The sequence below is a fragment of the Woronichinia naegeliana WA131 genome (assembly GCA_025370055.1).
GTDB classification, from domain to species: Bacteria; Cyanobacteriota; Cyanobacteriia; order Cyanobacteriales; family Microcystaceae; genus Woronichinia; species Woronichinia naegeliana.
Window position 1 is genome coordinate 5607321 of record CP073041.1, and the last position, 25471, is coordinate 5632791.

The following is a 25471-nucleotide window of genomic DNA, read 5'->3' on the forward strand; positions in this document are numbered from 1 at the left end:
GATAAATTGCTAAGTTAGGAAAAAGAAAAGGCTAGAGATTCAGTAATGGTGTGTGGCTTAATAATCGCTGTCGGCGACGCAGATACCCTTGCATTTAATCCCATTGTTGGCAGTGCGTTGGCAGTGGGAACAGAGGATCGGGTCATCTTGCAATTCTTCACCTTGGGTTGGATGATGACGATCGCTGGAAGGGTGGTTAGGGGTTGAGGTTAAAACGAGCATAATTTAGGGGTCAGAGCAAGAAGTGAAGATCAGGACTGAATTTCCGTCGCTAACATTCAGTCAAGGGTTCTATTTTTTTATTATCTATTTTTTCCTTCTTTTTCTGCAAGGCTGCGCTCTGATACTAGGGGACGGAAACCGAACACCCTACTTTTTCCGTCAATCTAGGGAGTGTTTGCCCTGAAAGCTTTCCACTGTTATCCTTGTTATTCAATCTGTCATTTTTATATCGATGCAATCAAGCTTTACTATTAATTTCAGGAATGACAGAACAGCCCAGGTTCTGAAGCTAATGTCAGATCAAGATTTAGCGGTGGCTTTGTCTGCGATCGGTTTGACAGAGAATCGTCCTGTTTTGGTGGTGATTGGAGGAGCTAGTTTAATTAGTGATGAGGATTTACAGCGTTTACAGCGTTTATTTAGCGAGGTTTTAGCTCCTTTAGCCCAGGAATTGGGGTTAATTGTGGCGGATGGGGGAACGGATGCTGGGGTCATGCGTTTGATGGGCAATGCGAGGGAAGAAATTTCAGGTACTTTTCCGTTGGTGGGGTTTTCTCCTGATGGTTTGGTAAAGTTGCCCGATGATGAAACTAGCTCAACGGAGTTAACGGATTTGGAGCCGCACCATACTCACTTTTTTCTAGTCCCTGGGGATCAATGGGGGGATGAATCACGTTGGTTAGCGAGAATTGCGAGTCAGATTGCGGGGAATTATCCTTCGGTAACGGTCTTGATTAATGGGGGAAGTATTGCGTTGGTGGATGCGCGGGAGAATTTAAAGGTTCATCGGCCGTTGGTGGTGATTGAGGGCAGTGGCAGGTTGGCGGATGAGATTGCTGAGGCGGTGAATCATCCTGAGCAGGAAATTCGGCAGGAAGTGGCTAATTTGACAGAAACGGGTGAGATTACGCTTTTTGATTTGGAAGATTCTTTTACTCAATTTGAGGCAATTTTAAGAAAAAAGTTTTTGTCTTTATGAATGAACCGATGGAATCACCCAATTCAACAGAAGTTTCGCCTCCTGTGAAGTTAAATAAAGATTTATTAGAGAATATTTCACGAACGTTTACGATCTATGACCGTAGTGCAACGAATGCTCAAAAGCGGTTTATTTTTCTGCGGTTATTGATTTTGCGATTAAGTGTGATTGTGACGTTGTTGGCTGTTTTACAGTCTGAGTTTAAAAATTATCACGATGGTTTCGATTTAACTTCGGCCTTGCGTCAATATTTCCCCTATTTTCCTAATGTTCGCAAATTTATGAGCGATTTTTTGGGATTTTTAGTGATTCTTGCTCCGATTTCGGTCAGTATTTTATTAGCTGGAACGGTTAAGTTTGGTCGGGGGGTTAATTGGATTTTGTTGCGGGCTAGTGCGGAAGTGATTAAGCAGGAAATTTATCGTTATCGTACTCAAGTGGGGAATTATAGTAATCCAAAGATGAGGGATCTTAATTTTGCTCAGGAGATTCAGGCGATTAATGAACGTTTGATGAAAACTCAGGTTAATCAAGCGGGTTTGGCTTGGAATGAACCCAATGTTAATAAGTGTCAATCTTGGTTAAAAAAGAGGATTGATAAGTTTTGGTCAAAGTTTTTACCTAGGCAATCGCAGAAAAAACAGGAGAATCAATCTGCTGTAAGCGATGCTAAGCCTGATCCCTATTCTTCGTTAACGGCTCAACAGTATATTAATGAGCGTTTGATCCATCAGTTGAAGTGGTATCGCAAGAAAACCTTGGATTTGGATAAAAAATGGCAATTATGGCAATGGTGGATTTATTTGTTGGGTGGTGTGGGAACTTTTTTGGCGGCGATGAAGTTTGATGTATGGATTGCGGTGACTAATGCGATCGCGGCTTCTATTTTGAGTTTTTTGGAGTTTCGGCGATTGGATTCGACTTTGATTGGTTATAACCAAACGGCAACGAATTTGGAAAATATTCTTTGGTGGTGGTACGCGCTGACTGATAAGGATCGGACGGAACCCAAAAATATTGAGAAGTTGGTGGAGAGTTCGGAGCGGGTGATTCGTTCGGAAACAACGGGTTGGGTACAGGAGATGAAGGATGCGATGGCGGATCTTTATAAGATGGATGAGGATCGTTTGGCTAAGGAGGCTGAAGAGGCTAAGAAAGCTAAAGAGACTGAGGAGGCTGAGAAAGCTGAGAAAGCTGAGGAGGCTGAGAGAAATGGTGATAAAAAGGCTGATGAGGAGACAAAATCGGTAAATCTGGAGGAAGTTCCTAAGCAGGAAGATTCTGGGTCAAATTTGTCATCAACTGATAATTAAATAGGGCATTTGATCCAAAAATCCTTTATAATCTCGATTAAGCATTATTTTACACAAACGCAAAAGCTATGTCGGACGTTTTTATTTCCTATTCCCGTAACGATTCAGAGTTTGTGCGTATTTTGAATAAGGCTCTAGAGAACAGCAAACGCAAAACCTGGGTTGATTGGAAAGGGATAGCCAAGGGGACGGAGTGGTGGAAGGAGATCGAGGAGGGGATTGAGGGGGCTGATACCTTTGTTTTTGTGATTAGTCCTGATTCGGTGGCTTCTACGGTTTGTCAGGATGAAATTAACCACGCCGTCAAATATAATAAACAGATTTTGGCGATTGTCTATCGGGATGCCGACGAGCTTTTAGAGGAAAAAAATTCTGCTCATACAGCAATTAGTCGTCCTAATTGGCTATTTTTTCGGGATACTGACAATTTTGAGCAATCGTTTAAAGAATTAATTGATGCGTTGAATTTGGATATTGCCCATGTTAAAGGTCATACTCGTTTTCTGGTAAGGGCTTTAGAGTGGGATAAAAAAAAGCGCAAAGACGGGTTTTTATTACAGGATGAAAACTTAATCGAAGCAGAGGATTGGTTAAAGTCGGGAGTGAATAAAGACCCGAAACCGACGGATTTGCAAAAGAAGTTTGTTGAGGCAAGTAGAGTATTACGCGATCGCAATATAAAACAGAAAAAACTTTTACTCGGCATTGTGTACTCAACTATTGGGTTGGTTGTTGCCATACCACTGACAATTGCAGGAACTATTTTAGGGAATTTGCATAATCGTCAGAACGTAGTTTTTGCTCAACAGGGTCAACACATTACTGGATCATCAAAATATAGACTCAGTTATACCAGACTATACCAGGGGAAGTTAGAGGCGGAGGGAGCAAAGAATGTACTGAACCAAATCGTGTTTGGAATTCCAATTAAAGATAATAATACATCGATAGATTGTATAGATATTGGTTCCATTCAGAGTAAAGAGCTTGATGGAGATACATCGGGCAAGCACGTAATTAATTTCAATGCTCCGAAAAGACCAGGTGTGTACTATATTTTTTTTGAGAGTGAAATGCAATATACTTGTGAGAACGCTAAAATTCAGTTTAATTCTAAAGATCCACAATCATCATCCCCCAAAAAATCACAAACCTCATCTATTGGAGTTGTGATTGTTGGTAATTTCGTGGACATTGTTTTTCATTGGAAAGATGTCCAACAAGCCTTCAACGACAATATATCTCATACAGTTATGGCTATATTAAAGGCGGATGGATTATTTGTTTCTTTATCTAAATTTTCACTATCACTAAAATCGTCCGATAAGTTAACAAGAGCTCCCAAGCCAATTCCATATCCCGACGGAACGATAGTCAAGATGCCTGGAAACGCGGCAGTGTTTCTCCTCAAGGGAAAGAAACGCCATGTTCTCACCAAGGAAATCTTTGACGACTGCAAGTACAAGGAGAAAATGAAAGCAATCTACGCTCAAGAATTATTAAAAGAGTACCCAGAGGGAGAAGATGTGTCGAGATCAGAGAAATGTTGGCCAGGGCAGAGTCGGGCGGGTACATATTTTACTTGGAAGAATGCAATACATTTAGGATTTTACAATCCCAATAAATCTAATCCAAGAGGTGCAGGCGACTTGATCGCGTATTGCACTTTTCGTGACCCAGAAAGCTTTGAGATGTATCAATCGGCTGTGGAGGTTGATAACGTGGGCCATCTAACCGATAATCAAGTTGACCCATTACAGTCTCAGGGTGCGTGTCCAATGCCTTTACCGTTAGGCTATTTTACTTGGAAAGGAGCAAGCTATTATTCAATGGGGAAAAGTAAATATTGTCTTAAGCAAGAATTCGTCGATCATAAAAATCGCCGTATTAAAGATAAAGAGCCGATCTTCGGTGATTTGAAATCTGAGCCTGATGAGTTTATGTCGCTTTCTGGAGACTGCGGTAAATAGCTGAATATTTGAAAGTGCGATGGCAAAACCTTGGCTTCTGCGAGTGATGACAAAACGGTGAAGTTGTGGAATTTTTACCTCGATAAATTAATGCAAGAAGGCTGCGATTGGATTGGTGCTTATCTCGGCAGTCATCCCGAAGCAACAGAATTACAGCAAATTTGTCAACCCTATCTCCCAGGAAAAACTAACCCAAAACCCTAAATTTACCGCATTTTCAATCGAGTTTAAGTGGCAGATTATAAGGTTAATCAAGATTAATCCCAGACTGTTGTAATAGTTGTTTGAGTCGAGCAACTTCTGCTTCTGCTTCTTCTGTCCGTTGTTGTTCTTGGCTGAGAGCTAACAAAACCTGATCGGCACGTTGTTTTTCTAAATCAGCCCTTTGTTTTTCGGATTCCGCAGGGGTGAGTAACCAGTTACCGTCTCGATCATACCAACGTAACCATAAACGCTCCCTGTTTTGAAAAGAACCTTGCCAAAGCCCTAATCCCAATTGAATTTCTTCTATCCAAATGCCCTGACCTTCTAGGGTTAAAGGTTGATAGCGATTCATTGTTAGGCCAAAGGCGTGGAAAGTATCGGTATAGCGATCAAAAACAAAATAGTAGGGAATCCGCAGAATCTGTTCATAGACAGTCCATTTATTGGGCGGTTGATTGATTTCCCGTAGAGTTTGCCCTAAATCCTCTTTTTCTGTCCCAGGAGAAAGTAATTCAATGGCGATAAATGGATTAACCCCCTCTTGCCAGACGACGTAACTCAGACGTAAATTTTGTTGATCATAGCGACGGAGCGGCCCCAACACCGCAAACCAATCTGGACGCTTATACCATTGGGATTGACGCAGATCGTAGTAAAGATTGAGGTCACTGGCGGTAAATACCTCGTCTTCGGGATAGCTTGGGGGTCGAAAGGTATCGCGCAATAACTCAGGCTGGAGTAGGTGAAATTCATCAGGCAAACCAGGGTCTCCTATTTCTTCGCTGGGAAGGTCGTACATGGTAGGGAGAGCTTGTCGGGGAGAGAGTTGCGGCGAGACTTGATACATCTTACGGCTTGGAAAGGAAGCTATTTTAGTTTAACCCAGAAGTTAGAGCGCGATCGCCCATTCCTGATTTTAAAAATGCGATACCGATTAATTAATAATTATCCATTGTCAATTATCAACTGTCCATTCAACACGCGATACTTTAATAAGATTGAGGTTGAAAATTATCAGGAGTATCCAGTTCAAATACTTCATCGTGAATGCGAGCAACATAAAAACCTTCTTGTAGTGTTTTTTGACGCAACTCAGGAGACATATCAACAGCCGCTAAAATGCCATAGAGTCGTTTATCCCGATGTTCAGGAAAAAAGCTACGAAAACGTTGCAAAATACTTTTTAATTGAGCAATAGACTCTTCCCTGGCATGACTCTTCACCTCGACAATATAGGCAGTATTCAGATCGCCATTAGAATAAGCAAGAACATCAATTTCCACGTGTCGGCCTTCTTTGCTCACTCGCACACTAGGACTAACAACTTCCATACCAAAGCGTTGTCTGAGAATCTTTTCCATTGAAGGAAGCGCAAGACCTTCCGTAAAACTGCCAAATTTTGCACCCAGTCCTCTAATTTGCTTACCTAATTCTTTGAGTTGGCGATCGGTCTCTTTTTGTGCAGTGCTTAATTCAGCGAGAATTTGCCAGACATCATCTGCGGTCGTTACCATAGATTATTTACCTTTATTATTTTCTCTATTTTAATTGGTAGATTAACCCTTAATCCAAGTTAATCTGCGATCGCTGTAAAAGTTGTTTCAGTTTCACAATTTCTAATTCCGCCAGATTAGCCAGTTGTTTTTCTCGTTCGGCTCGCTGCTAGGAAGGTCGTACATGGTCGGCAAGGCTTGTCGAGGGGAGAGGGTTGGTGAGACTGGGTACATCTTACGGCTTAAAACAGAAGCTACTTTAGTTTAGCCTAGGAGATTGCAGAGATAACGGGGGCAAGCCTTGGTTTAGCGATCGCCGTTTTAGATGAAGATAGGAAGAGAGTGTAACGTTCATACATTAAAAAATATTTAAACTCAATGCTTACTGTTAAACAAGAAACCATTTCCCTGCTGACCCGCGATCGCCTGCGACTAGATGCTGATATTTATTACCCTGAAACAACTGAAGCTTTACCAATCCTATTAATGCGCCAACCCTACGGTCGTAAAATTGCCTCTACGGTGGTTTATGCCCATCCCCGTTGGTATGCAGCCCAGGGTTATATTGTCATCATTCAAGATGTGCGGGGTAGAGGAACTTCTCAAGGAGAATTTAAATTATTTGAAAACGAAATTCTGGACGGATTAGATACCTTAAATTGGCTGGCTCAACTGCCGAATAGCACTGGGGAAGTGGGAATGTATGGTTTTTCCTATCAGGGCATGACCCAACTCTATGCTGCCGCCAGTCAACCGCCTAACTTGAAAACGATTTGTCCAGCGATGATTGCCCAGGATTTATATCAGGATTGGGCCTATGAAAATAACGCCTTTTGTTTACAGTTAAATATGGCTTGGGCGATACAATTAGCCGCAGAAACGGCCAAATTAAGGGGAGATAATGACGATTTTCAAAAACTTTATTACGCTTCTCGTCACTTACCCTTAACCGACAATATTCCTGCTAATCCTCAGATCTTGCAAGAATTAGCCCCTGACTCTTTTTATCACGACTGGCTAAATCGTCCTCAATCCGATCCCTACTGGCAGAATTTATCGCCCCAAAATCTACTAGAAAATATCGATTTGCCGATACTCCATATTGGTGGTTGGTTCGATCCTCATCTGCGGGGTAATCTTCGTCTTTATCAAACGTTACAAAACCGTTGTCGATCGCCGCAACATTTAGTGGTTGGCCCTTGGGGACATTTACCCTGGGGGCAGAGTCTTGGTGAAATAAATTATGGCGAAGCAGCTAATAGTTTTATTGATCAGATGCAAATTGCTTGGTTTGACTATTTCCTTAAACAGAAAAACTCAGCTTTGATGACTAATCTGCCCGTTAAGTTATTTGAAATGGGTAGTAATCAATGGCGATATTACGATAATTTTACTTCAGGCAAACAACAGATTCATTATCTTCATAGTAATGGATTAGCTGCTATTAACAATCAGGCGGGAAAATTAGTCACGACTCTCCCTGATGTTGAAATCCCTGTAACGGATTATTTTGTCCATGATCCCTGGCGACCCGTACCTTCTTTAGGTGGTCATGCAAGTTTTCCGGCGGGAGTTTTTGAGCGATCGCTGTTAGATTGTCGCACCGATATTGTCACCTATACTTCAGAGCCACTAACGACAGATTTACACCTTTTAGGTTCTCCGATGGTCGAGATTCAAGTCCAAGCAGATAGCGAAAGTTTTGATCTCTGTGCCATTTTGTCTAGAATGACTGCCGATGGCAACGTTTATCATATTAGCCAGGGCTATCGTCGCCTTAATCAGTCTCAAGCAGTTGTCAATCTCTCTCTTCAGGCAACTTGTATTAAAATTCCCAAAGGCGATCGCTTACGATTGAGTCTTAGTGGTGCTTGCTTTCCGGCCTATAATGTTAACGCGGGTACAGGAAAAGCTTTAGCAGAAGCACAATTATTAGAGCAGCAAGTGATTACTATCAGTATTGAATTAGGCAAGCATTTTAATAGTAAACTTTGTCTGAGTTTAAACAAAAACATAGTCTAATTTATGATCTTTTCCCCCTAAAGTTGCTGCCGTGTAAACACAAGTGTTTGGTTTTCTGTTTAACCTTATGTAGCCCCCTTGTTTTGGTGGTGATCGGGGGGGGCCAGTTTAATTAGTGAAGAGGATTTACAGCGTTTACAGCGTTTGTTTAGCAAGGTTTTAGCTCCTTTAGCCCAGGAGTTGGGAGTGATTGTGGCGGATGGGGGAACGGATGCAGGAGTGATGCGATTAATGGGCCAGAGAAGAGGTTCAAGGCAGTTTTCCATTGGTGGGGGTTTCTCCTGTTGGTTTGGTGAGGTTGCCCGATGTTGAAACTAGCTCAACGGAGTTAACGGATCTGGAGTCTCACCATACTCACTTTTTTTTAGTCTCTGGGGATGAATGGGGGGATGAGTCTCCCTGCTTAGACAGAGATTGACTGTTTAGTTGTTGGTGATTATGCTCAAATTATAAGATAAGATTATGCAACAAACACAAACGATTAATTTACCGCTAAGGAGTTTAACAACAATGGCAGATCCAATTACAATCCTAACAGCAAGCGCGATCGCCAATTTAGCGTTCCAAGAATTTATTAAATCAGGGGCAGGGGAACTTGCTAAGAAGTTTACAGCAGAAGCGATCGCTAAAATGTCAGACTTGCGTAAAATAATTATTGCCAAGTTACAAGGTAAATCTCCCAAGGTTGATGAAGCCTTGGTTAAAGCAACGCAAGGTGATTCTACCGCTTTAGATACTATTGCCAAAAATCTAGATGTGTTGATGGATGATGAGCCTGAGTTTGCCGAGGAGTTACAGATTTTAGGTCAAGCAATTCAAGCAGGAGAAATCAGCCAAGTGGGTTTAAGAGGTGTTACGGCGGGTCGAATCAAAGCAGAAATCGAGCAAACTGCTAAGGGCGATCGCGTTGAACAGATTGGCGCGGAGCAGATCAAAGCCGATGGAGATGCTATTTTTACAATTAAGCAAGACATTAACTAATCTTTATGACAATTATGGATAACAAAAGTCAGACAGCATTTCAAAATGTGACGCTTGGTAACAATGCTCAAATTGAGATTAACCAAACGATTAATTCACCGCAAACAAGTACAAAGATTCCCAGTGATGTACGGCTAGGCTCTCCTAATTTTGTCGGAAGAAAGCCAGACTTAAAAAACTTGCATGAGGCATTACAAAGCGAGGGTAAGGTTTCGGTTTGCGCGGTGCGGGGTATGGGGGGTGTGGGTAAAACTGAGTTGGCGGTTCAGTATGCGTTATCAGAAGAGTTTCAACAATCATATCTAGCTTGTTATTGGTTTTCTCTCAATCAAGGAGATTTAGCGACTCAAATTTTGTTGAAAGCCTCGCCTTATTTAGCAATGCCAGAAGCGTTACAGAAATCGGGAAGCCTTGAGGCACAAGTAAAATGGTGTTGGCAAAATTGGCATCCGTCAACAGGGAATATTCTAGTGATTATTGACGATGTTAAAAATTTAGCAGATATTCCTCCAGCGTTAATGCCCATTGCTGCTCGTTTTAAGGTGATGGTGACGACGCGACAAAGGAATCTGAGTCCGAGTTTTCGTGAATTACCATTGGGTATATTATCAGAAGCAGAGTCTCTGGAATTGTTCACAAAAATTGTGGATGCTCAAGGAAGTTCACGCATTAAGAATGAAAGAGAAACAACGAAAGCAATTTGTAAATATCTGGGTTATTTACCGTTAGCGTTAGAGTTGGTTGCTAATTATCTCAAAGATGATGAAATGTTGTCTCTGGAAGACTATTTACAGCAGTTACATCTTGAGGATGAATCGCTTGCCGATGAAATGGTGAGGGGAATCACAGCAGAGAAAGGTGTGATCGCGGCCTTTAATTTGAGTTGGCAACGTTTAACCGGTTTAGCGACTCAGTTGGCGATGCTGTTGGGTCGTTTTGCGGCGGCGGCTATTCCTTGGCAGGATTTGGTGGAGCCGACACTGAACAGTTTGGGCTATGAGAAGAAAGCAGTCAAGGAAGCCCGCAAGCAGTTAGCGAATTTGTCTCTGATTGAGATTGAGGATGGCAAAAATATTGTTATTCATGCTTTACTGCGAGAGTATTTCCGTTATCAGAGTCAACAGGAAGGGGATGATTTTATTCATACTTTGCAACAGGCCATTGCCAGCAGTGGGATTGCCATAGCGGAGACGATTCCCTATACTCTTGTTCTGGCAGATATTGAAAGAGTGGGTCTGGCGATTCCTCATCTGGAGTTACTCAGTCAAGAGATGCTGGATGATATTCCTGATCCTGATAATGATTTGTTTTGGGCATTTGTTGGTTTGGCAAGGTTTTATCAAGGACAAGCACAGTATAACTTAGCAGAAAGATATTTAGATAATTGTCTCAAAGCAGTACAATCTCGTTTAGGGGAGAATCATCCCGATGTTGCTTCTTCCCTCAACAATTTAGCAGAATTATACCGTTCCCAAGGAAGGTACGAATCAGCAGAACCCCTCTATTTACAAGCCTTAGAATTGTGGCAACGACTCTTAGGGGAGAATCATCCCGATGTTGCAACTTCCCTCAACAATTTAGCAGGATTGTACAAATCCCAAGGAAGGTACGAAGAAGCAGAACCCCTCTATTTACAAGCCTTAGAATTGAGGCAACGACTCTTAGGGGAGAATCATCCCGATGTTGCAACTTCCCTCAACAATTTAGCAGAATTATACCGTTCCCAAGGAAGGTACGAATCAGCAGAACCCCTCTATTTACAAGCCTTAGAATTGTGGCAACGACTCTTAGGGGAGAATCATCCCTATGTTGCATCTTCCCTCAACAATTTAGCAGAATTATACCGTTCCCAAGGAAGGTACGAATCAGCAGAACCCCTCTATTTAAAAGCTTTAGAATTGACGCAACGACTCTTAGGGGAGAATCATCCCGATGTTGCTACTTCCCTCAACAATTTAGCATTATTGTACAAATCCCAAGGAAGGTACGAAGATGCTGAACCCCTCTATTTACAAGCTTTAGAATTGAGACGACGACTGTTAGGGGAGAATCATCCCTATGTTGCGAGTTCTCTCAACAATTTAGCAGCATTATACTATTCCCAAGGAAGGTACGAAGATGCTGAACCCCTCTTTTTACAAGCCTTAGAATTGAGGAAACGACTATTAGGGGAGAATCATCCCGATGTTGCTACTTCCCTCAACAATTTAGCAGAATTATACCGTTCCCAAGGAAGGTACGAAGATGCTGAACCCCTCTATTTACAAGCTTTAGAATTGAGGAAACAACTATTAGGGGAGAATCATCCCTATGTTGCTACTTCCCTCAACAATTTAGCAGAATTATACCGTTCCCAAGGAAGGTACGAAGATGCTGAACCTCTCTATTTACAAGCTTTAGAATTGTGTAAACAACTATTAGGGGAAAATCATCCCTATGTTGCGAGTTCTCTCAACAATTTAGCAGCATTATACTATTCCCAAGGAAGGTACGAAGATGCTGAACCTCTCTATTCACAAGCTTTAGAATTGTATAGACGACTATTAGGGGAGAATCATTCCCTTGTAGCACTTTCCCTCAACAATTTAGCAGGATTATACCGTTCCCAAGGAAGGTACGAAGATGCTGAACCTCTCTATTTACAAGCTTTAGAATTGTGTAAACAATTATTAGGGGAAAATCATCCCTATATTGCTACTTCCCTCAACAATTTAGCAGCATTATACTATTCCCAAGGAAGATATGAAGAAGCTGAACCCCTCTATTTACAAGCTTTAGAATTGAGGAAACGACTATTAGGTGATAATCATCCCGATGTTGCTACTTCCCTCAACAATTTAGCCATATTTTATGAAACTCAAGGAAAATATAATGAGGCAGAAAACCTCGCCCAACAAGCCTTAACTATTTGTCAAGCTGTATTAGGTACACAGCATCCACATACCCTTAAGTCATTGTTTGGAGTAAAATTGTTGCAGGTTATGAATTTGCTGCAATGCGACAAACAAACCCTAATTAGTATTCTACAGGCAATCGCACAGCAAGCAGAGTTACCCCAACTTAATAATGAATCAGCCTTAATGTTGCTAGATTTAATTACTACCGATTCAGAGTTATTGCAGAATATACGGTTATCCTTGCATTCTGATAAGATGCCAACGAAGCGACAAAAACCCAAACCTAGCTTATTAACTTGGTTACAGAGGATAGTAATTATCTTATTGACACCGTTTGCTTGGCTATTTAGGCTGATTCGGTGGTTAATGCGTCGTTTTATTAGGTAAAGTGTCTTAACTGTGATTGATGTGATTATGTCAAGTTTTTAGGAAATTAAATCAGTTTATTCTTAATCAAACTCAAACGGAGAAAATTAATGCCAACCAACCTATTAAATAATGCTGTTACCATAGATAACGAAATCCAACATGGTAAACCTATTTTAACAGGAACCCGAATCCCGATCGCCATTATTATTGGTTCCCTGGCAGGTGGAATGAGCTATGAAGAAGTCATGGAAGAATATGGAGTTACCCAAGAACAAATTCTTGCTTCTTTAGCATATTTTTCTGAACTTTTAAATAATGAAATCATTTATCCAATGGAGAAAGCCAGTTGAAAATTCGTTTTCTAATTGATGAAGACTGTCCCCTAAGTTTAAGCAATCTGCTAAATTCTAAAGGTTATGACGCTATTCATGTAAAAACCTCTGGGCTAAGTGGCACAAAAGACCCTGAGCTATTTCGATTTGCTCAACGAGAACAGCGAATTATTATTAGTCGTGATCTAGGATGGGCTAATATCAAAAACTATCCTCCCAATACCCATTGTGGTCTTATTATTTTACGATTACCCTTTGAAGCGATCGCGGTAGAAATTAGACAGGTTTTAGAAAATTTTATCAACACCGTAGATATAGAAGAAATTATTTACTCAACGGTGATTGTGGATAAAAATAAGTTTAGGATTAGAAAATTGGGTTGATAAATTAGTAGTGTTCCTGATGTAAATTAAACAGCGATCACCACTTTTAAACCTGATAGAAAAACAGCAATTCTTTTACAGTTCATTAAATTGTAATTGCTTTTTCCCTACCCAATAAACCCAACAGAATAAACCCATGAATACAGCAACCCAAACTATCAAAGTCTATGACGAAATTATTGAATTAATTGCAAGGGGAACAACGCCCCAATCCGTGATTAACTTTCACCTTTCCGATACCGCTCAAAATCGCCTAGAAGACCTAATTTATAACGCTAAAAATAATGAACTTACCCAAGATGAAAAACAAGAACTTGATGCTTATTTAATGCTAGAACATATTATGACTCTAGCAAAAGCTAAAGCTCACCAATATCTCAATGGAGCTAACTAAAATGGCTCGACCTTACATCAGTGTAGAATTACGAAGATTAAAAGAAGCTTTCATTCAACCAATCACTGACATTGGGAGCGTAACAGCAAGAATTTTAGATTTTAATAACAAAGAACGTTTACAAGAACGACAATTATTAATAGAAATTACTAAATATCCACCTGTTTCTGCTAAAGAAAGACTACTTTAATCTAAAAACAAATGCGATCGCCGCTTTTAAACCTACCAAGAGAAAGAATACCTAATCTTGCCATTCAATATCTAACTGATACCCAAGGCAATCCAAACGCTGTTATTACTGCGATCGCCATTTGGAAACAAATTTTTCCTGAAAACCTGAACTCTGTAGAAATGCTAACGGAGAGTATCGAAGATTATTGCCTAAATCGGGCAATGGATGAAGCCTTAGAAACGCCACTTTTATCTCAAGCAGAAGCTCTCAAGTTTTTAGAGGAAGATTCTGATAAAGGGTGACTATCGTATAGGAATCAGCAATTCTAAATTTAGGGTTTCATGACATAAAAAGCCTTATAACAAAAGGGTTGTACAATTCTTAACAATTGGAGTGATCGCTGAAACGACGCAAAATCGTTCCAAATTTATTTTTGCTGGGATTATGTGACACAAACAATGCAACTCAAAAAAACTCTTTTCAAACTGTTCTTTACGCAAATCTCCCAATCTATAAACTCATACCAAATCCGCTTGTAAAACACCGTTAATATTTTGTAGGAGTTTGATTCCCAAATCCATAGAGTGTAAGGCTTAGAGACTAAGCTCCTACCTCGAATAAAAAGGAATTTGAAAACAAAATTTGGTATCAAAGCCATGCACAGTAAGTCTTTGGGTCGTTGCCCCCCTTTTTAAGGCTAATGTGTACACACAAGTCTTTGATTTTCCGTTTAACCTTCTCTAGCCCCCTTGTATCTTAAAGGAAGAGTGGTAGACCGATTCCCCCTTGGTTATAAAAGCCGAGATTTAGTCTAGGTCGCCACTCATCAATCCTTCAAAAACTCGAAAAATCGAGAGGGTCACGAACCCGCAGTGAACAAGGTCGAGTAATGAAGATAAAAACTCAAAGTAAAGGGGTAAAAGCATGGAAACTCAAGTAGCAGGCCAATGGGTTGGTATAGATGTCAGCAAAGCCAAGTTGGACATAGCTTTACGTCCAGTGAATAAGGTTTTGCAAGTAACCAATCAAGAGTCAGGCTGGCTGGAATTAAGCGAACAACTCAAAAAATACAAAATTGAGTTAATCATCATCGAATCAACAGGAGGAATGGAAAGAGGAGTGGCTCAAAAGCTGCAAAAGGAGGAATTCAAGGTAGCAGTGATTAATCCCAAAAGAGCCAGGGATTTTGCCGAGGTATTAGCCCATTTTGGAGAAGCCTTGCAACCAAGCCCAAAACCGTTAGCATCAGAATCTCAAGTAGCTTTATCCGATTTGGTCAATCGTCGTAGTCAGTTAGTGGAAATGCTAAACAGTGAACAAAAACGATCGCACTATTGCTCTTTTTACGGCGATCGCTCTTTTTAATCGTAAACAACAAAACCGCGATTTCAGCAAACCCTAATCAAGTATTAAGGTAGATTAGAGACATTCCCTACTTCTCCTAACGCCGATGACAGTCACCACTGAACGCTTAGTTGCTTCCCCTCCCTCTGAAGCGACAGAAACCCCAGAGATTTTTTATCCCAGTTCCGACGGAGAACCCTTGGCCGAAACCCATCAGCACGTCCTCGCTATTTTAATGGCCCTTGCTCTTCTGCGCTTGTATTTGCAGGAACAGCCCGCCGTTGTCTTTGCTAATCAGTTTTTTTATTACATTGAGAACAATCCCAAGGCACGGGTCGCTCCCGATGTGATGGTGGTGTTTGATATTCCCAAAAAGCTCTACGGTAATTACAAATTGTGGGAAGGAAAACAAGCTCCTGCCATTATTTTTGAAGTCACTTCCGCAGGGACAAAGGAAACGGATTGGGGTTTCAAAAAAACGCTCTATGAGCAGTTAGGGGTAACAGAATATTGGTTATTTGATCCCTATGGGGAATGGATAACAGAGCAGTTAAAGGGTTATCGGTTAAATGAGGAGGGAATGTATAAGCCGATTACGGATAGTTGTAGTCAAGTATTGCAATTAAGATTAGAGGCGGATGAGTACCTGATCAGTTTTTATCGGTTGGATAATGGGGAAAAGTTATTGACCCCAGAGGAGTTGTTTCTGGCGGCTCTGGAGGCTAATCAACGGGCAGAACAGGAGAAAGTAAAGGCAGAGGAAGCTCAACTACTGGCTGAAGAAGCCCAGTTACTTGCCCAACAGGAAAAAGCAAAGGCGGTAGAAGCTGAGTTAATCGCCCAACAGGAAAAAGCTAGAGCAGATCGCCTAGCGGAAAAATTGCGACAATTAGGCGTTGAGGTGGATTAGGGAAATTCTTCTAAGAGAATAGACATCTTGCACAATAGCGTTTGATCCCCCTAAATCCCCCTTAAAAAGGGGGACTTGTCCCTGGAATGTATCTAAAAAAATTACAGTTCCCAAAATGGACGGGGTTTATCGTCTAATATAAATTTGTGGTCTTTCGGTAAGCGGTTTAGGATTGGCACATACCACTTGATCAAATCATATAACCTCTGAATTATTTTTAATTCATTTGTACTCACAGTGTTTTGAAAATCCTGGGTAAAGGGTAAAGGGATAATAAGAAAAGAGGGTAACGAAGCCTAGAACGAAGAAAGAACCAAGCGAAAACCGATGCTGATGTACCTGCCGTCCGCATTGTACCAGTACCGAAACGCCGAACGACAGTACCCCGAATTGATGAACCAAGAACCACCGCGCAGTACATGATAGCTTTCATTACTATCTGACCATATAATACTTCCATTGTTTTTGATGTTCTCTGGTTTATTGGCATAACTATCATGCCAAGAGTCTTCACACCATTCCCAGACATTGCCGTGCGTATCGTATAAACCCCAATCATTTGGCTTTTTATGTCCCACTGAATGAGTTTTGGAATCTGAGTTCTCGTCATACCAGGCATAGTCTCCCAGTTGGCTTTCATCATCACCGAAATAGTAACGGGTTTGCGTTCCTGCTCGACAGGCATATTCCCATTCAGCTTCGGTGGGTAAGCGAAAGTCTTGTCCTGTTAATTTCCTCAGTTTTTGACAGAAAGCTTGGGCATCCTGCCAACTGACCTGTTCAACGGGATTTTTAGGATTATCTTGAAACTTCGAGGGATTGTTGCCCATGACTGCTTGATATTGCTCTTGGGTTACGGGATATTTCCCTAGAAAATATTTCTGCAAAGTGACTCGATGTATAGGTAATTCACGGTTAAATACCTCTATTGAATATTTTTGATTAAGGCGTTGCACTTCTGCCTCGTCTGTTCCCATCAAAAAACTGCCTCCAGGAATTTCCACCATTTGACCTAAAATTTGGTCAACGACCACTTGTAAATCGGGTGCTAATAAAGACGATAGATTTTTTACAACCAGACCTTGATTTTGGCGAATGACCTGGGGCGAAACCTGCAATAATTTCTGAACGTTAAGATTGGCTAGGCTAAATTGAGAACTAACTTGATTGCTTTCCGACTCCTTTACATTTTCTTGAACATTATAAGCTAATAACGCCCGTAACTTATCGTGACCTAACCAATAGATGAGTCTATTTTTTTCTTGAGATGAAAATTCGCCCTGACCTTTGACATTATCAAAGTTTTTTCTGTTTCCTACTAAATCATATCGATAAAGTGTAGAAAGTAACGATTTATCTAACTCTAAATCCAACAACAAGAGAGGATATTTCAAACTAATAGCCGTAAACTTCGCTAACTGGAAAACCGTTAACGGCTCTTGGCTCATAGTTCCTTCACCCTCTTCAATTCGATCAAATAAGCCCGTTAAATAGGCAATATAAAACTTAAGGCGAAACAAATTGAGAAATTGCTTAATCCGACGAGGATTGTAATCAAAAATAGGCGCGACCATGCGAATTGCATCCCGTTCTGTCGAGGAATCTTGATCAAAGATTACTTTGATAGTTTCTAATCGCTTTTGGGTTTGAGTCGGTAGGAATTTTGCTTCAGTCTGAACCAATTGCTGAGTGATCGCCGTTAGGTTGGTTGTCTGCTCAATCGTTTCAGGAATTTGACTGGTTTGCAAGTTTTGATTCTTACCTTTAAACCAAGTCAATTTTGGTAACGTCCAAAACGATCTTTGCGTAGGTGTTATTTTCGTGGAAGCCGATGGGGATTTAGACTTCGTTAATTGCTCAAATAAACGATCAAAATCGGTGAGAGACGGTTGCGGAACCTGGAAAGGAAGTTGCACAAACTTTTCAATAAAACTATAACCGTAGGCTAAACCCTTATCGAGTTTTCTCTGAACTAAAATCTCTGGGTCAATCTCCTGGATTTCTGATGGTAAATAGGTTAAAAGCTGCTCGTATTTAACCGCTAAACTGGCCGCCACCTTTTCCCGATCCATTCCCAAAATAAAAACCACAGAAGGATCTTCCGCGATCATTAAATTAATCGCCTGCATTAAATCCGCCGCCTTGGGATGCTCACAACGGTCTAAATCATCAATAAAAACAAAGACTTTACCCTCGCCAATATAGGCATCGACAATTTTGCCAAAATCTTCGTGAAATTCTTCAATAAAAGCCGATTGTTTTTTGTAATCTGGAGCTTCTATATATTTAATGAGATTGTTTTTAGGATTATTGAGTAATTTTTGAAAATTTCCAAATAAACTTCGGATTCCCGCAATAACTCCTGTACCCGATAAGGTTAAACCACCAACGGTAAATAAGATTTTGAAAGCAGCTTGTATTCTGTTCCAAAGAACATCCTGAGAGTTTGTCGCTTTGACCAATTCTGTAATACCCTGTACTCCATAGATAGCCAAAATCAAAGGAATGGCAATAGTGGTACACACAACAAAAAGCATTAACGGCAAGGATTTGATTAATTCAAATAGCCCTTTTTCTAGGTTAAAACGCAAAAATTGTAATTTGAAATATCCGTAGAGAATCCGAGGCCAATCGCGCCAACTTTTAGGGGTAGAAATTTGCTTAATAAATGACAGAGCAAAAGTTGCCCAAACGGACTCCGCTTTATCGTGTCGCCAGGCATTAAACCAAACCGTTCTTTGTCCCTTCTCCCGTAAATATTTATCCAACTGCTTCATAAAAGAAGACTTGCCACTGCCCCACTCTCCTTCAATGGAAAGCGTCAACGGCGGCTCTGTATCAGGATTTAATAAAAATTCGGCGATCGCCGTCACATAGGGAGTAAAACCAAGAGCATCATCCACCGTTGCCTGGTCACTCAGACTGGTACGGTAAACCGTGAAGGATTGATCACGCTCAGAAGGTTCAGAGGACTTTGTTGATACCGTTTTGTCTCCCTCAGAAAGATTTTCAAACTCCGATACAACAGGCGGTGACTCCATGATAGTGATTCCAATCCTAGAAACAGCGATGACAACGAATTGCCTCTTTTTAGCTTAACTGTTTTCGGTACAGTAGTCAGTAACCAGATCCCCTCTTAACAGACAGGGAAAGAGTTAATCGCTTTTGTTCATCCCCAATCACGCTTTTGTTCATCCCTAATCAGCGATCGCTAGATAAATAAAAAATGCCCCTTGCCCGACTATAGACAGAAACAACCACACCCGTCAAAATGAAAATAATTGTTATGTTTTGTAAAGAAAATGTTCGGTAAAATCCCTCTCGCTTTAGTTGGTTTGATCGTTGGTGGACTATTGACGGTGATGGGTTTTGTCGCCTATGCCTTGGATTATGCCACCTTAAACCTGGCAGGTTTTTTCTATGGTGTTCCCCTGCTACTGGGAGGATTAGCCCTCAAAGCCGCAGAACTAAAGCCGATTCCTTTTGCTGAACCGACCTCAGAATCAGTATTGGCCCTGCGAAAAGAACAGGCAACCCCCACTCAAAATCAGATTCGCAAAGATGTCACCCGCTATCGTTATGGTCAAGAAGCTCATTTGGATGATTCACTGCAACGCTTAGGACTGAGTCCCACCAGTGAAGAACGTCCTGTTTTAACTGCAATTCGAGAAACTAGCATCGGCGATCGCTATAGTTTAATTCTGACCTTTAAATCCCCTTTTATTCATTTAGCCACCTGGCAAGAGAAGCGAGAAAAGATTGAAAAGTTTTTTGGCCCCAATATTGAGGTGCAATTAGAACAGTCTGAAGAAAATAAAATAGAAGTGATTATGATTGCTGTCTAAAGCTTAAACGGTTGATAATCTAATATTTTCGATTTTAAACTTGGCATGAGTCAGGGCAAACGCATCTAAATTCTAGACTCCTTATCTGATAAGACTTTCAGCATTTCATAAAAAATCAATCATGATCTCGGAAACCTTTATCCAGCCTACCTTTCAAAAATAAGATGCGTTCGCCCTGTGGCATGAGTCAATATTTGACATTGAATTATCTCATTTATGATTACTGAATCTCCCCTCTCTGAACCGACTTGGCTAACCATTGTCCGGCTTCTCCGTTGGCATAAACCAGCCGGCCGCTTAATTTTAATGATTCCGGCTCTGTGGGCCATTTTTTTAGCTGCCGAAGGGAAACCGCCCTTACCTTTAATCGGCATTATTATTTTAGGAACCTTGGCTACCAGTGCCTTGGGCTGTGTGGTCAATGACCTCTGGGACAGAAATATTGATCCCCAGGTGGAACGCACCAAAAGCAGACCGATCGCAGCCCGAACTCTCTCCATTCAAGTGGGTATTGGCGTGGCGATCATTGCCCTACTCTGTGCAGCCGGTCTAGCCCTCTATTTAAACCCCCTGAGTTTTTGGCTGTGTGTGGCGGCGGTTCCTGTGATTATTGGTTATCCCTTGGCTAAACGGGTTTTTCCAGTCCCTCAATTGGTTTTATCTATAGCTTGGGGGTTTGCTGTTCTGATTAGTTGGACGGCGATCTCGGCCCATCTAGATTTTGCTGCCTGGGTATTGTGGTTAGCGACCATTTTTTGGACATTGGGATTTGACACCGTATATGCCATGGCGGATCGGGAAGATGATCAACGCATTGGGGTAAAGTCCAGTGCCATCTTTTTTGGTCAATACGCAGGGGAAGCCGTTGGTATTTTCTTTGCCAGTACGATCGCTGCTTTTATCTATTTGGGGATGATTTTGCCCCTGAATATTCTCTATTGGTTGGCCCTAGCGATGGCGATCATGGGATGGGTGATTCAGTATCTTCGCCTGAGTCAGTCGGAAATTCCGGCCCATGCCTACGGTGAAATTTTTGGACAGAATGTTTGGATTGGCTTTATTTTGTTGGGGGGGATGATTTTGGGTTGGCTTTAGGAGACTGGGGGAGACTGGGAGACTGGGGAGATGGGGGAGATGGGGAGACTGGGAGACTGGGAGATGGGGTTAGGATTTGAGCAGGGTTAATAGGGGTTGGGCTAACCAGTTAAAGCCAACGGTTAACTGATGTTGCCAGGTGGGTAGTCGATAGAGATAGACTAAGCGACGGGCGATCGCGGCGGCGGGGCCAGTTAATTTCAGACCTAAACCACTGAAGGTGGCATCTTCTCGACCGAGGGATAACATTTCTCCCAAGGCTTGATAACGGAAGGGCAAAAGGGGGCGATGGGTCAAGGTGGCCCAAATATTCCAAGCACAATAGTCGGACTGTTGAAAAGCAACCTGGGCTGTGGCTGGAACCCGTTGTCCATTAGTATCTTCACAATAGGCCGCATCCCCTAAGCTATAAATCTCAGGATGATCCGTCACCTGTAAATAGACATTAGTATTTAATAGACCTGAATGATGATGCGCTAAGGGTAAATCACGAATCAGTTCTAAAGCTTGATTGCCCACCGTCCAAAGAACTAAATCCACAGGAATCGTATCAATCTGTCCTTTGTAGCGCAAGTCTAAACTAGCTGCCGTCACGGTTTCCACGTCCGTTTCCAAATCGAGCCAGATGCCCCTACTTTCTAGAGCCTTTTGGGCCGTTTCGCGATTATATTCTGGGGATTGACTGAGGATGGTATCATTGCGCTCGATCACCCGAATCCGTCCCCTTTCCCCTAAGCGATCGCTGATTTTGCAAGCTAATTCGATGCCACTGTAACCCCCGCCAACGATTACAACCCGAATTTTTTCTGACTCCGATTGTTCTAATAAACGTAAGCGTTCTTTGAGACGATAGGCATCCGCTAGGGTACGGAAGGTTAGGGCATAATCCTTGGCACCTGGTACGGTCGGCACAGGACTTTTACCCCCCATCGAGATCACCAATTGATCATAACTCAGAGAGTAATCGGCCTGATTTGAGGGAGTAATGTGAATCTGTTTATGGTCAATATCAATGGCAGTTACCTGGCCCTGATGGAAACGAATGCCGGTTTCGCTCAATAATTCCTCAAAAGGTGGTGCAATTTCCCAGGTCTGCATTTCCTCGGTAATCAATTCGTAGAGAAAAGGCAAGAAGAGAAAACGATCCTGTTGATCAACGAGAATAATTTCCGGCGTTTGGTGACGTTCCCAGGGCAGTTGGCTAAGACGCAGAGCCGTATAAAGCCCCCCAAATCCGCCGCCCAGGATGCAAATTCGTAAACGATGTTCAGTCATAGGAAGAAATTTTGGGTTCAGGGTTTGGGGTTGAGAAAGAAATCCTTCCCTATTCTAAACGCTTTAGCATAGCAGCCCTGGCACGGTGGGCCAAACTATCGTCTAAGGTTTCTAACTGGATGGTGGTTTGATATTTACGTTCTAGGGCTGTCTTGATCAGCCAATCCGCTAAAAAGGGATTTTTGGGTAACAGGGGGCCATGGGAATAGGTGGCGATCGCATTGCGATAAAAGGCCCCTTCATAGCCATCTTCGCCATTATTGCCGTAGCCTTTCTGCACTTTACCGAGAGGAGAAACGCTTTGCAGATAGGTACGACCGCCATGATTTTCAAAACCAATGACAACGGGAGTTTCACCCGTCATGGCTTGCAGTTGTTCCGCCAGGGGAGAGGCGGTAATTTCAAACACCACATTGCCAATACAGCGTTTTGCCTGGGGGCCAGGATGTTTACTGACTAAATCCAATAAACCCAAACCATCAATTCGTTGCCCTAAAGCCGGTTCGTAATAGTGACCGAGCAGTTGGGGTGAGCCACAGGTAAATACCCCAGGCGTTCCGGTTTCTAATTGACTTTTAAGGGCCTCTGCTTTAGCTCCTTGCAGATCTCGCATCACAATTTCCTGTTGGCGATCCTGCGCTCCTCCGCCCGCAATAATATCAACCTGACGAAAGATACTCGCCTCGGTTTGCTGTTCGAGGGGGACCATCTCAGCTTCGATACCGCGCCATTGACAACGTCGTTGAATACAGATCACATTACCGCGATCGCCGTAGGTACTCATGAGGGTGGGATAAAGCCAACCAATGCTTAATTTCATGGTCATTAAAAATAAACGAGGGCCTACAAGCTATTATACTTCAAACGTTCATAATCTGAGATTTATCAAAGCGTTGAAATCGTAAGGTGAGCAAAGAATCAAGCTCCTCCTTATATTTTACGTTAGCATCTTCAAGACATCCTGAAATTGCTGCAGAAAACTGCGTAAAATCTTCATAATATTTTGCGTATAAACACTTCTTTTTCACAAACTTCCACAGTCTTTCAATTAAATTCAAGTTAGGAGAATAAGGAGGTAAGTACAGTAACTCTATTCCTAATGATTCTGCCAACTCCTGCACAATTCGGCATTTTTGATAACGAGCATTGTCTAATACCAACGTAATCGGTATTAATAGTCCTAATTCTGCTATCTTTTCTAGGAGTTCACAAACCTGAGTTCCCGTAATATAAGAACTGTTCGTTACCATAATTACTTCATGGGTAATTGCATTTAATGCTCCTAACACATTAAAACGTTTTCTCCCTGATGGTGACTTAATAAAAATCCTCTTGAAGCACCATATAAAATTTACAAATGCTCCCATTACAAAATGAGAGGCATCTACAAAGAAAACTGCCCTTTTTCCTGCTTTTGCCTCTTCTAGCCTTGGTTCTAGCTCTTTTTCTCTATAGCTATCCTGAGCTTCTACATCTGCTTTTGATGGAATTGTTCCCACCTTTAGACACCTCATTCCTATTGACTTTAAAAATTTTCTGACTTGCGTTGGACTTCTTTTTATTCCCGTTAATTCTTCTATTCTTTTTACTGCTTCATTTATTGTTGCTGGTGGATTTGACTCAAAATATACCTCAATTGTCCCTTGATGCTCTGTTAACTCGCTTTTCGGGCGATTAAATTTTATTTCTTTTAGTTTTTCTATCCTCTATCCATCCGTGTCAACTTAAAGGAATGGGTTCCCAAATTTGTTGATTGAGAGCGGCCTTTTCTCGATGTCGCTTTCTCTCAGCTTTGACCAAACCAAATAACTTAGCACGTTCAGCCAGATAGGTTACTGTATCAGGCTTTTCTCCTCTAGCAATAGCCTTCGCTACATAGTATAGACTCCGAAACACCATCTCTACTGAGATTTTTTCTTTCGGTTGATTTAGAGCAATCGCCACTTCCCCTACCAATTGATTTAAGACCGTATAGAAAATCAAAGTGCAAATAATCTGGATTTGGACACCATTCTTATTCCCTACCCATAAATAGGCTAGTCCTAAAAGTCTTTTCGTTAATAAAAAGGCTTCTTCGATTGTCCATCGTCTTCGATATAAATCACAGACCTCTTCGGCGGACAGTTGTTCGGGAGACAACACATTTGTTAAATACTGATACCAGATTGTTCCCCATAATACTGAGACTAATCTCACCGGATGCTTGCAAGGATTAGAACGGTAATTTCCCATAATGATAATCTCATCTCTGTAATGACTACCTTGAGACAATACTTGTTTGGTTTTGTAAGATGTACCCGCTCTAAATCTGGTTAGAAAAAACTTTTTAGCTTCTGTTAACAAATCAAACCACACAAAGCTAAAAAATCCCATATCTACGAGAATTAAACCATTTTCTGGTAATTTAGCTGCCAATTCTTCACACCATATTTTATCATTTGATTTATCATTTTCTGTGTACCACAAAGTAACGGGTCTTTGGGTAAAGGCTTCCACTACCATCATTATTTTACCCCCCAATTTACTCTTTTCTTCTTTACTTATTTTCATATTTTTCCTTATCTGCTCTAGCGTTTAGCCATCTGCTATCCACACTGCACTAAACTTTTCTCTTATTTTTTCCCATTTTTCTCCTACTTGGAGCTTCTTCCCTTTTTCGGCTGCTTTTTCTAACACTCCTTTTAGTAATATTGCAAATATTTCGGCTGGCACATTCATCATTCTTTTTGATACTGCCTGTTTGCTTACTTTTAATGATGCTACCCATAGCAATCCCTCTTCCTCTAACAGTCTTACCGCTTCACTTATACCCGCTATTTGACGATACACTATACTTAACACTAATGCCACCATTACTGGTAAATTTAGCACCCTATCTCTCATCATTTTCTCATGAGTTCCCTGTAAATATTTTAATGGTGTAAACATTGTGGGTTCTAGTAATTCAAACAACTCTTTTGTTATTTCAGGGATTTCTACCCCTGGCTGATTTGTCTTACGACGTAAGTCTGGGTTTCCTTTTCTCCGAGGATGTTGTCTTGCCATTTGTTTTTTGCTCACTTTTTTATATACTAACCTTTTTTTCAGCCTACTCTTACTTCCGCCTGCTTTTAGGCTAATCTTTTGTGAGTAGGCATTTTGGCTTAAGTTGACACCAATGGCAACTGCTTGTCCACTACAATTGCAAAAATCTTTTAAATGACCGAAATAACCAACATACCAAAACTAAAAAAACTATGGGTGCAAACTCAAGGTGATCCTAAGATTTGTG

At 41.4% G+C, this 25471-nt stretch carries 23 protein-coding genes and 2 pseudogenes; 18 read left to right on the plus strand and 7 right to left on the minus strand.

Going from position 1 to position 25471, the window contains the following annotated elements; genetic code table 11:
- Window positions 1–45 precede the first annotated feature (45 nt).
- The 5 genes from KA717_28340 (at window position 46) to KA717_28360 (ending at window position 4688) form a co-directional block, all read left to right on the plus strand.
- Entirely contained in the window at window positions 46–207 is a 162-nt protein-coding gene (locus KA717_28340) for a hypothetical protein (GenBank protein UXE64938.1), read from the plus strand.
- 307 nt (window positions 208–514) lie between these two features.
- Window positions 515–1201 carry a hypothetical protein gene (locus KA717_28345; GenBank protein ID UXE59636.1) on the plus strand — a complete coding sequence of 229 codons (687 nt, stop codon included), beginning with the start codon at window positions 515–517 and terminating at the stop codon, window positions 1199–1201.
- Window positions 1198–2514: a DUF4231 domain-containing protein gene (locus KA717_28350; protein ID UXE59637.1), complete on the plus strand. Its 1317-nt coding sequence runs from the start codon at window positions 1198–1200 to the stop codon at window positions 2512–2514. Before KA717_28345 ends, KA717_28350 begins: the two co-directional genes overlap by 4 nt.
- A gap of 68 nt (window positions 2515–2582) precedes the next feature.
- Window positions 2583–4484, plus strand: a complete 1902-nt coding sequence (locus KA717_28355) for a toll/interleukin-1 receptor domain-containing protein (protein UXE59638.1) — start codon at window positions 2583–2585, stop codon at window positions 4482–4484.
- A gap of 30 nt (window positions 4485–4514) precedes the next feature.
- Window positions 4515–4688 (plus strand): hypothetical protein, encoded by a 174-nt coding sequence (locus tag KA717_28360; protein ID UXE59639.1) that lies wholly within the window; start codon window positions 4515–4517, stop codon window positions 4686–4688.
- A gap of 43 nt (window positions 4689–4731) precedes the next feature.
- Here the strand turns inward: KA717_28360 and KA717_28365 are convergent, their stop codons facing one another.
- On the minus strand, window positions 4732–5487 hold the full coding sequence (locus tag KA717_28365) for a Uma2 family endonuclease (protein UXE59640.1): 756 nt from the start codon (window positions 5485–5487) through the stop codon (window positions 4732–4734).
- A 190-nt stretch (window positions 5488–5677) separates the two neighbouring features.
- Window positions 5678–6202 carry a DUF3782 domain-containing protein gene (locus KA717_28370; protein UXE59641.1) on the minus strand — a complete coding sequence of 175 codons (525 nt, stop codon included), beginning with the start codon at window positions 6200–6202 and terminating at the stop codon, window positions 5678–5680.
- A gap of 357 nt (window positions 6203–6559) precedes the next feature.
- Between KA717_28370 and KA717_28375 the strand changes: the two genes are divergently transcribed.
- The 11 genes from KA717_28375 (at window position 6560) to KA717_28425 (ending at window position 15985) form a co-directional block, all read left to right on the plus strand.
- A complete protein-coding gene (locus KA717_28375; protein ID UXE59642.1) occupies window positions 6560–8203 on the plus strand; it encodes a CocE/NonD family hydrolase in 1644 nt (547 codons plus the stop codon).
- A 144-nt stretch (window positions 8204–8347) separates the two neighbouring features.
- A complete protein-coding gene (locus KA717_28380) occupies window positions 8348–8515 on the plus strand; it encodes a hypothetical protein (GenBank protein UXE59643.1) in 168 nt (55 codons plus the stop codon).
- A 150-nt stretch (window positions 8516–8665) separates the two neighbouring features.
- Complete coding sequence (locus KA717_28385) at window positions 8666–9184, plus strand: hypothetical protein (GenBank protein UXE59644.1); 519 nt, start codon at window positions 8666–8668, stop codon at window positions 9182–9184.
- A gap of 5 nt (window positions 9185–9189) precedes the next feature.
- Complete coding sequence (locus KA717_28390; GenBank protein ID UXE59645.1) at window positions 9190–12468, plus strand: tetratricopeptide repeat protein; 3279 nt, start codon at window positions 9190–9192, stop codon at window positions 12466–12468.
- Window positions 12469–12557: 89 nt separating this feature from the next.
- Entirely contained in the window at window positions 12558–12800 is a 243-nt protein-coding gene (locus KA717_28395; GenBank protein ID UXE59646.1) for a DUF433 domain-containing protein, read from the plus strand.
- Window positions 12797–13165: a DUF5615 family PIN-like protein gene (locus tag KA717_28400; GenBank protein UXE59647.1), complete on the plus strand. Its 369-nt coding sequence runs from the start codon at window positions 12797–12799 to the stop codon at window positions 13163–13165. Before KA717_28395 ends, KA717_28400 begins: the two co-directional genes overlap by 4 nt.
- A gap of 136 nt (window positions 13166–13301) precedes the next feature.
- Window positions 13302–13559 (plus strand): hypothetical protein, encoded by a 258-nt coding sequence (locus KA717_28405; GenBank protein ID UXE59648.1) that lies wholly within the window; start codon window positions 13302–13304, stop codon window positions 13557–13559.
- Between the two features lies 1 nt (window position 13560).
- On the plus strand, window positions 13561–13749 hold the full coding sequence (locus tag KA717_28410; GenBank protein ID UXE59649.1) for a hypothetical protein: 189 nt from the start codon (window positions 13561–13563) through the stop codon (window positions 13747–13749).
- An 11-nt stretch (window positions 13750–13760) separates the two neighbouring features.
- A complete protein-coding gene (locus KA717_28415) occupies window positions 13761–14033 on the plus strand; it encodes a hypothetical protein (GenBank protein ID UXE59650.1) in 273 nt (90 codons plus the stop codon).
- A gap of 622 nt (window positions 14034–14655) precedes the next feature.
- Window positions 14656–15096 carry a transposase gene (locus tag KA717_28420; GenBank protein UXE59651.1) on the plus strand — a complete coding sequence of 147 codons (441 nt, stop codon included), beginning with the start codon at window positions 14656–14658 and terminating at the stop codon, window positions 15094–15096.
- Window positions 15097–15181: 85 nt separating this feature from the next.
- The gene (locus tag KA717_28425) at window positions 15182–15985 is read left to right on the plus strand and encodes a Uma2 family endonuclease (protein UXE59652.1); all 804 of its coding nucleotides are present in this window, start codon (window positions 15182–15184) and stop codon (window positions 15983–15985) included.
- A 296-nt stretch (window positions 15986–16281) separates the two neighbouring features.
- Here KA717_28425 and KA717_28430 read toward each other — a convergent pair whose 3' ends face one another.
- Window positions 16282–19026, minus strand: a complete 2745-nt coding sequence (locus KA717_28430; GenBank protein UXE59653.1) for an SUMF1/EgtB/PvdO family nonheme iron enzyme — start codon at window positions 19024–19026, stop codon at window positions 16282–16284.
- Between the two features lie 261 nt (window positions 19027–19287).
- On the opposite strand from KA717_28430, the gene KA717_28435 reads away from it, so the two are divergent.
- Together KA717_28435 and KA717_28440 are read left to right on the plus strand one after the other, a co-directional pair.
- A complete protein-coding gene (locus tag KA717_28435) occupies window positions 19288–19830 on the plus strand; it encodes a DUF2854 domain-containing protein (protein UXE64802.1) in 543 nt (180 codons plus the stop codon).
- A 216-nt stretch (window positions 19831–20046) separates the two neighbouring features.
- Complete coding sequence (locus tag KA717_28440; protein UXE59654.1) at window positions 20047–20925, plus strand: 4-hydroxybenzoate solanesyltransferase; 879 nt, start codon at window positions 20047–20049, stop codon at window positions 20923–20925.
- Window positions 20926–20994: 69 nt separating this feature from the next.
- Here the strand turns inward: KA717_28440 and KA717_28445 are convergent, their stop codons facing one another.
- The 4 genes and pseudogenes from KA717_28445 to KA717_28460 form a co-directional block, all read right to left on the minus strand.
- On the minus strand, window positions 20995–22200 hold the full coding sequence (locus KA717_28445) for an NAD(P)/FAD-dependent oxidoreductase (GenBank protein UXE59655.1): 1206 nt from the start codon (window positions 22198–22200) through the stop codon (window positions 20995–20997).
- Window positions 22201–22249: 49 nt separating this feature from the next.
- On the minus strand, window positions 22250–23026 hold the full coding sequence (locus KA717_28450; GenBank protein ID UXE59656.1) for a type 1 glutamine amidotransferase: 777 nt from the start codon (window positions 23024–23026) through the stop codon (window positions 22250–22252).
- 34 nt (window positions 23027–23060) lie between these two features.
- Window positions 23061–23903: pseudogene (locus tag KA717_28455) on the minus strand (IS630 family transposase).
- 16 nt (window positions 23904–23919) lie between these two features.
- A pseudogene (locus tag KA717_28460) lies at window positions 23920–25245 on the minus strand (IS4 family transposase).
- Between the last annotated feature and the right edge of the window lie 226 nt (window positions 25246–25471).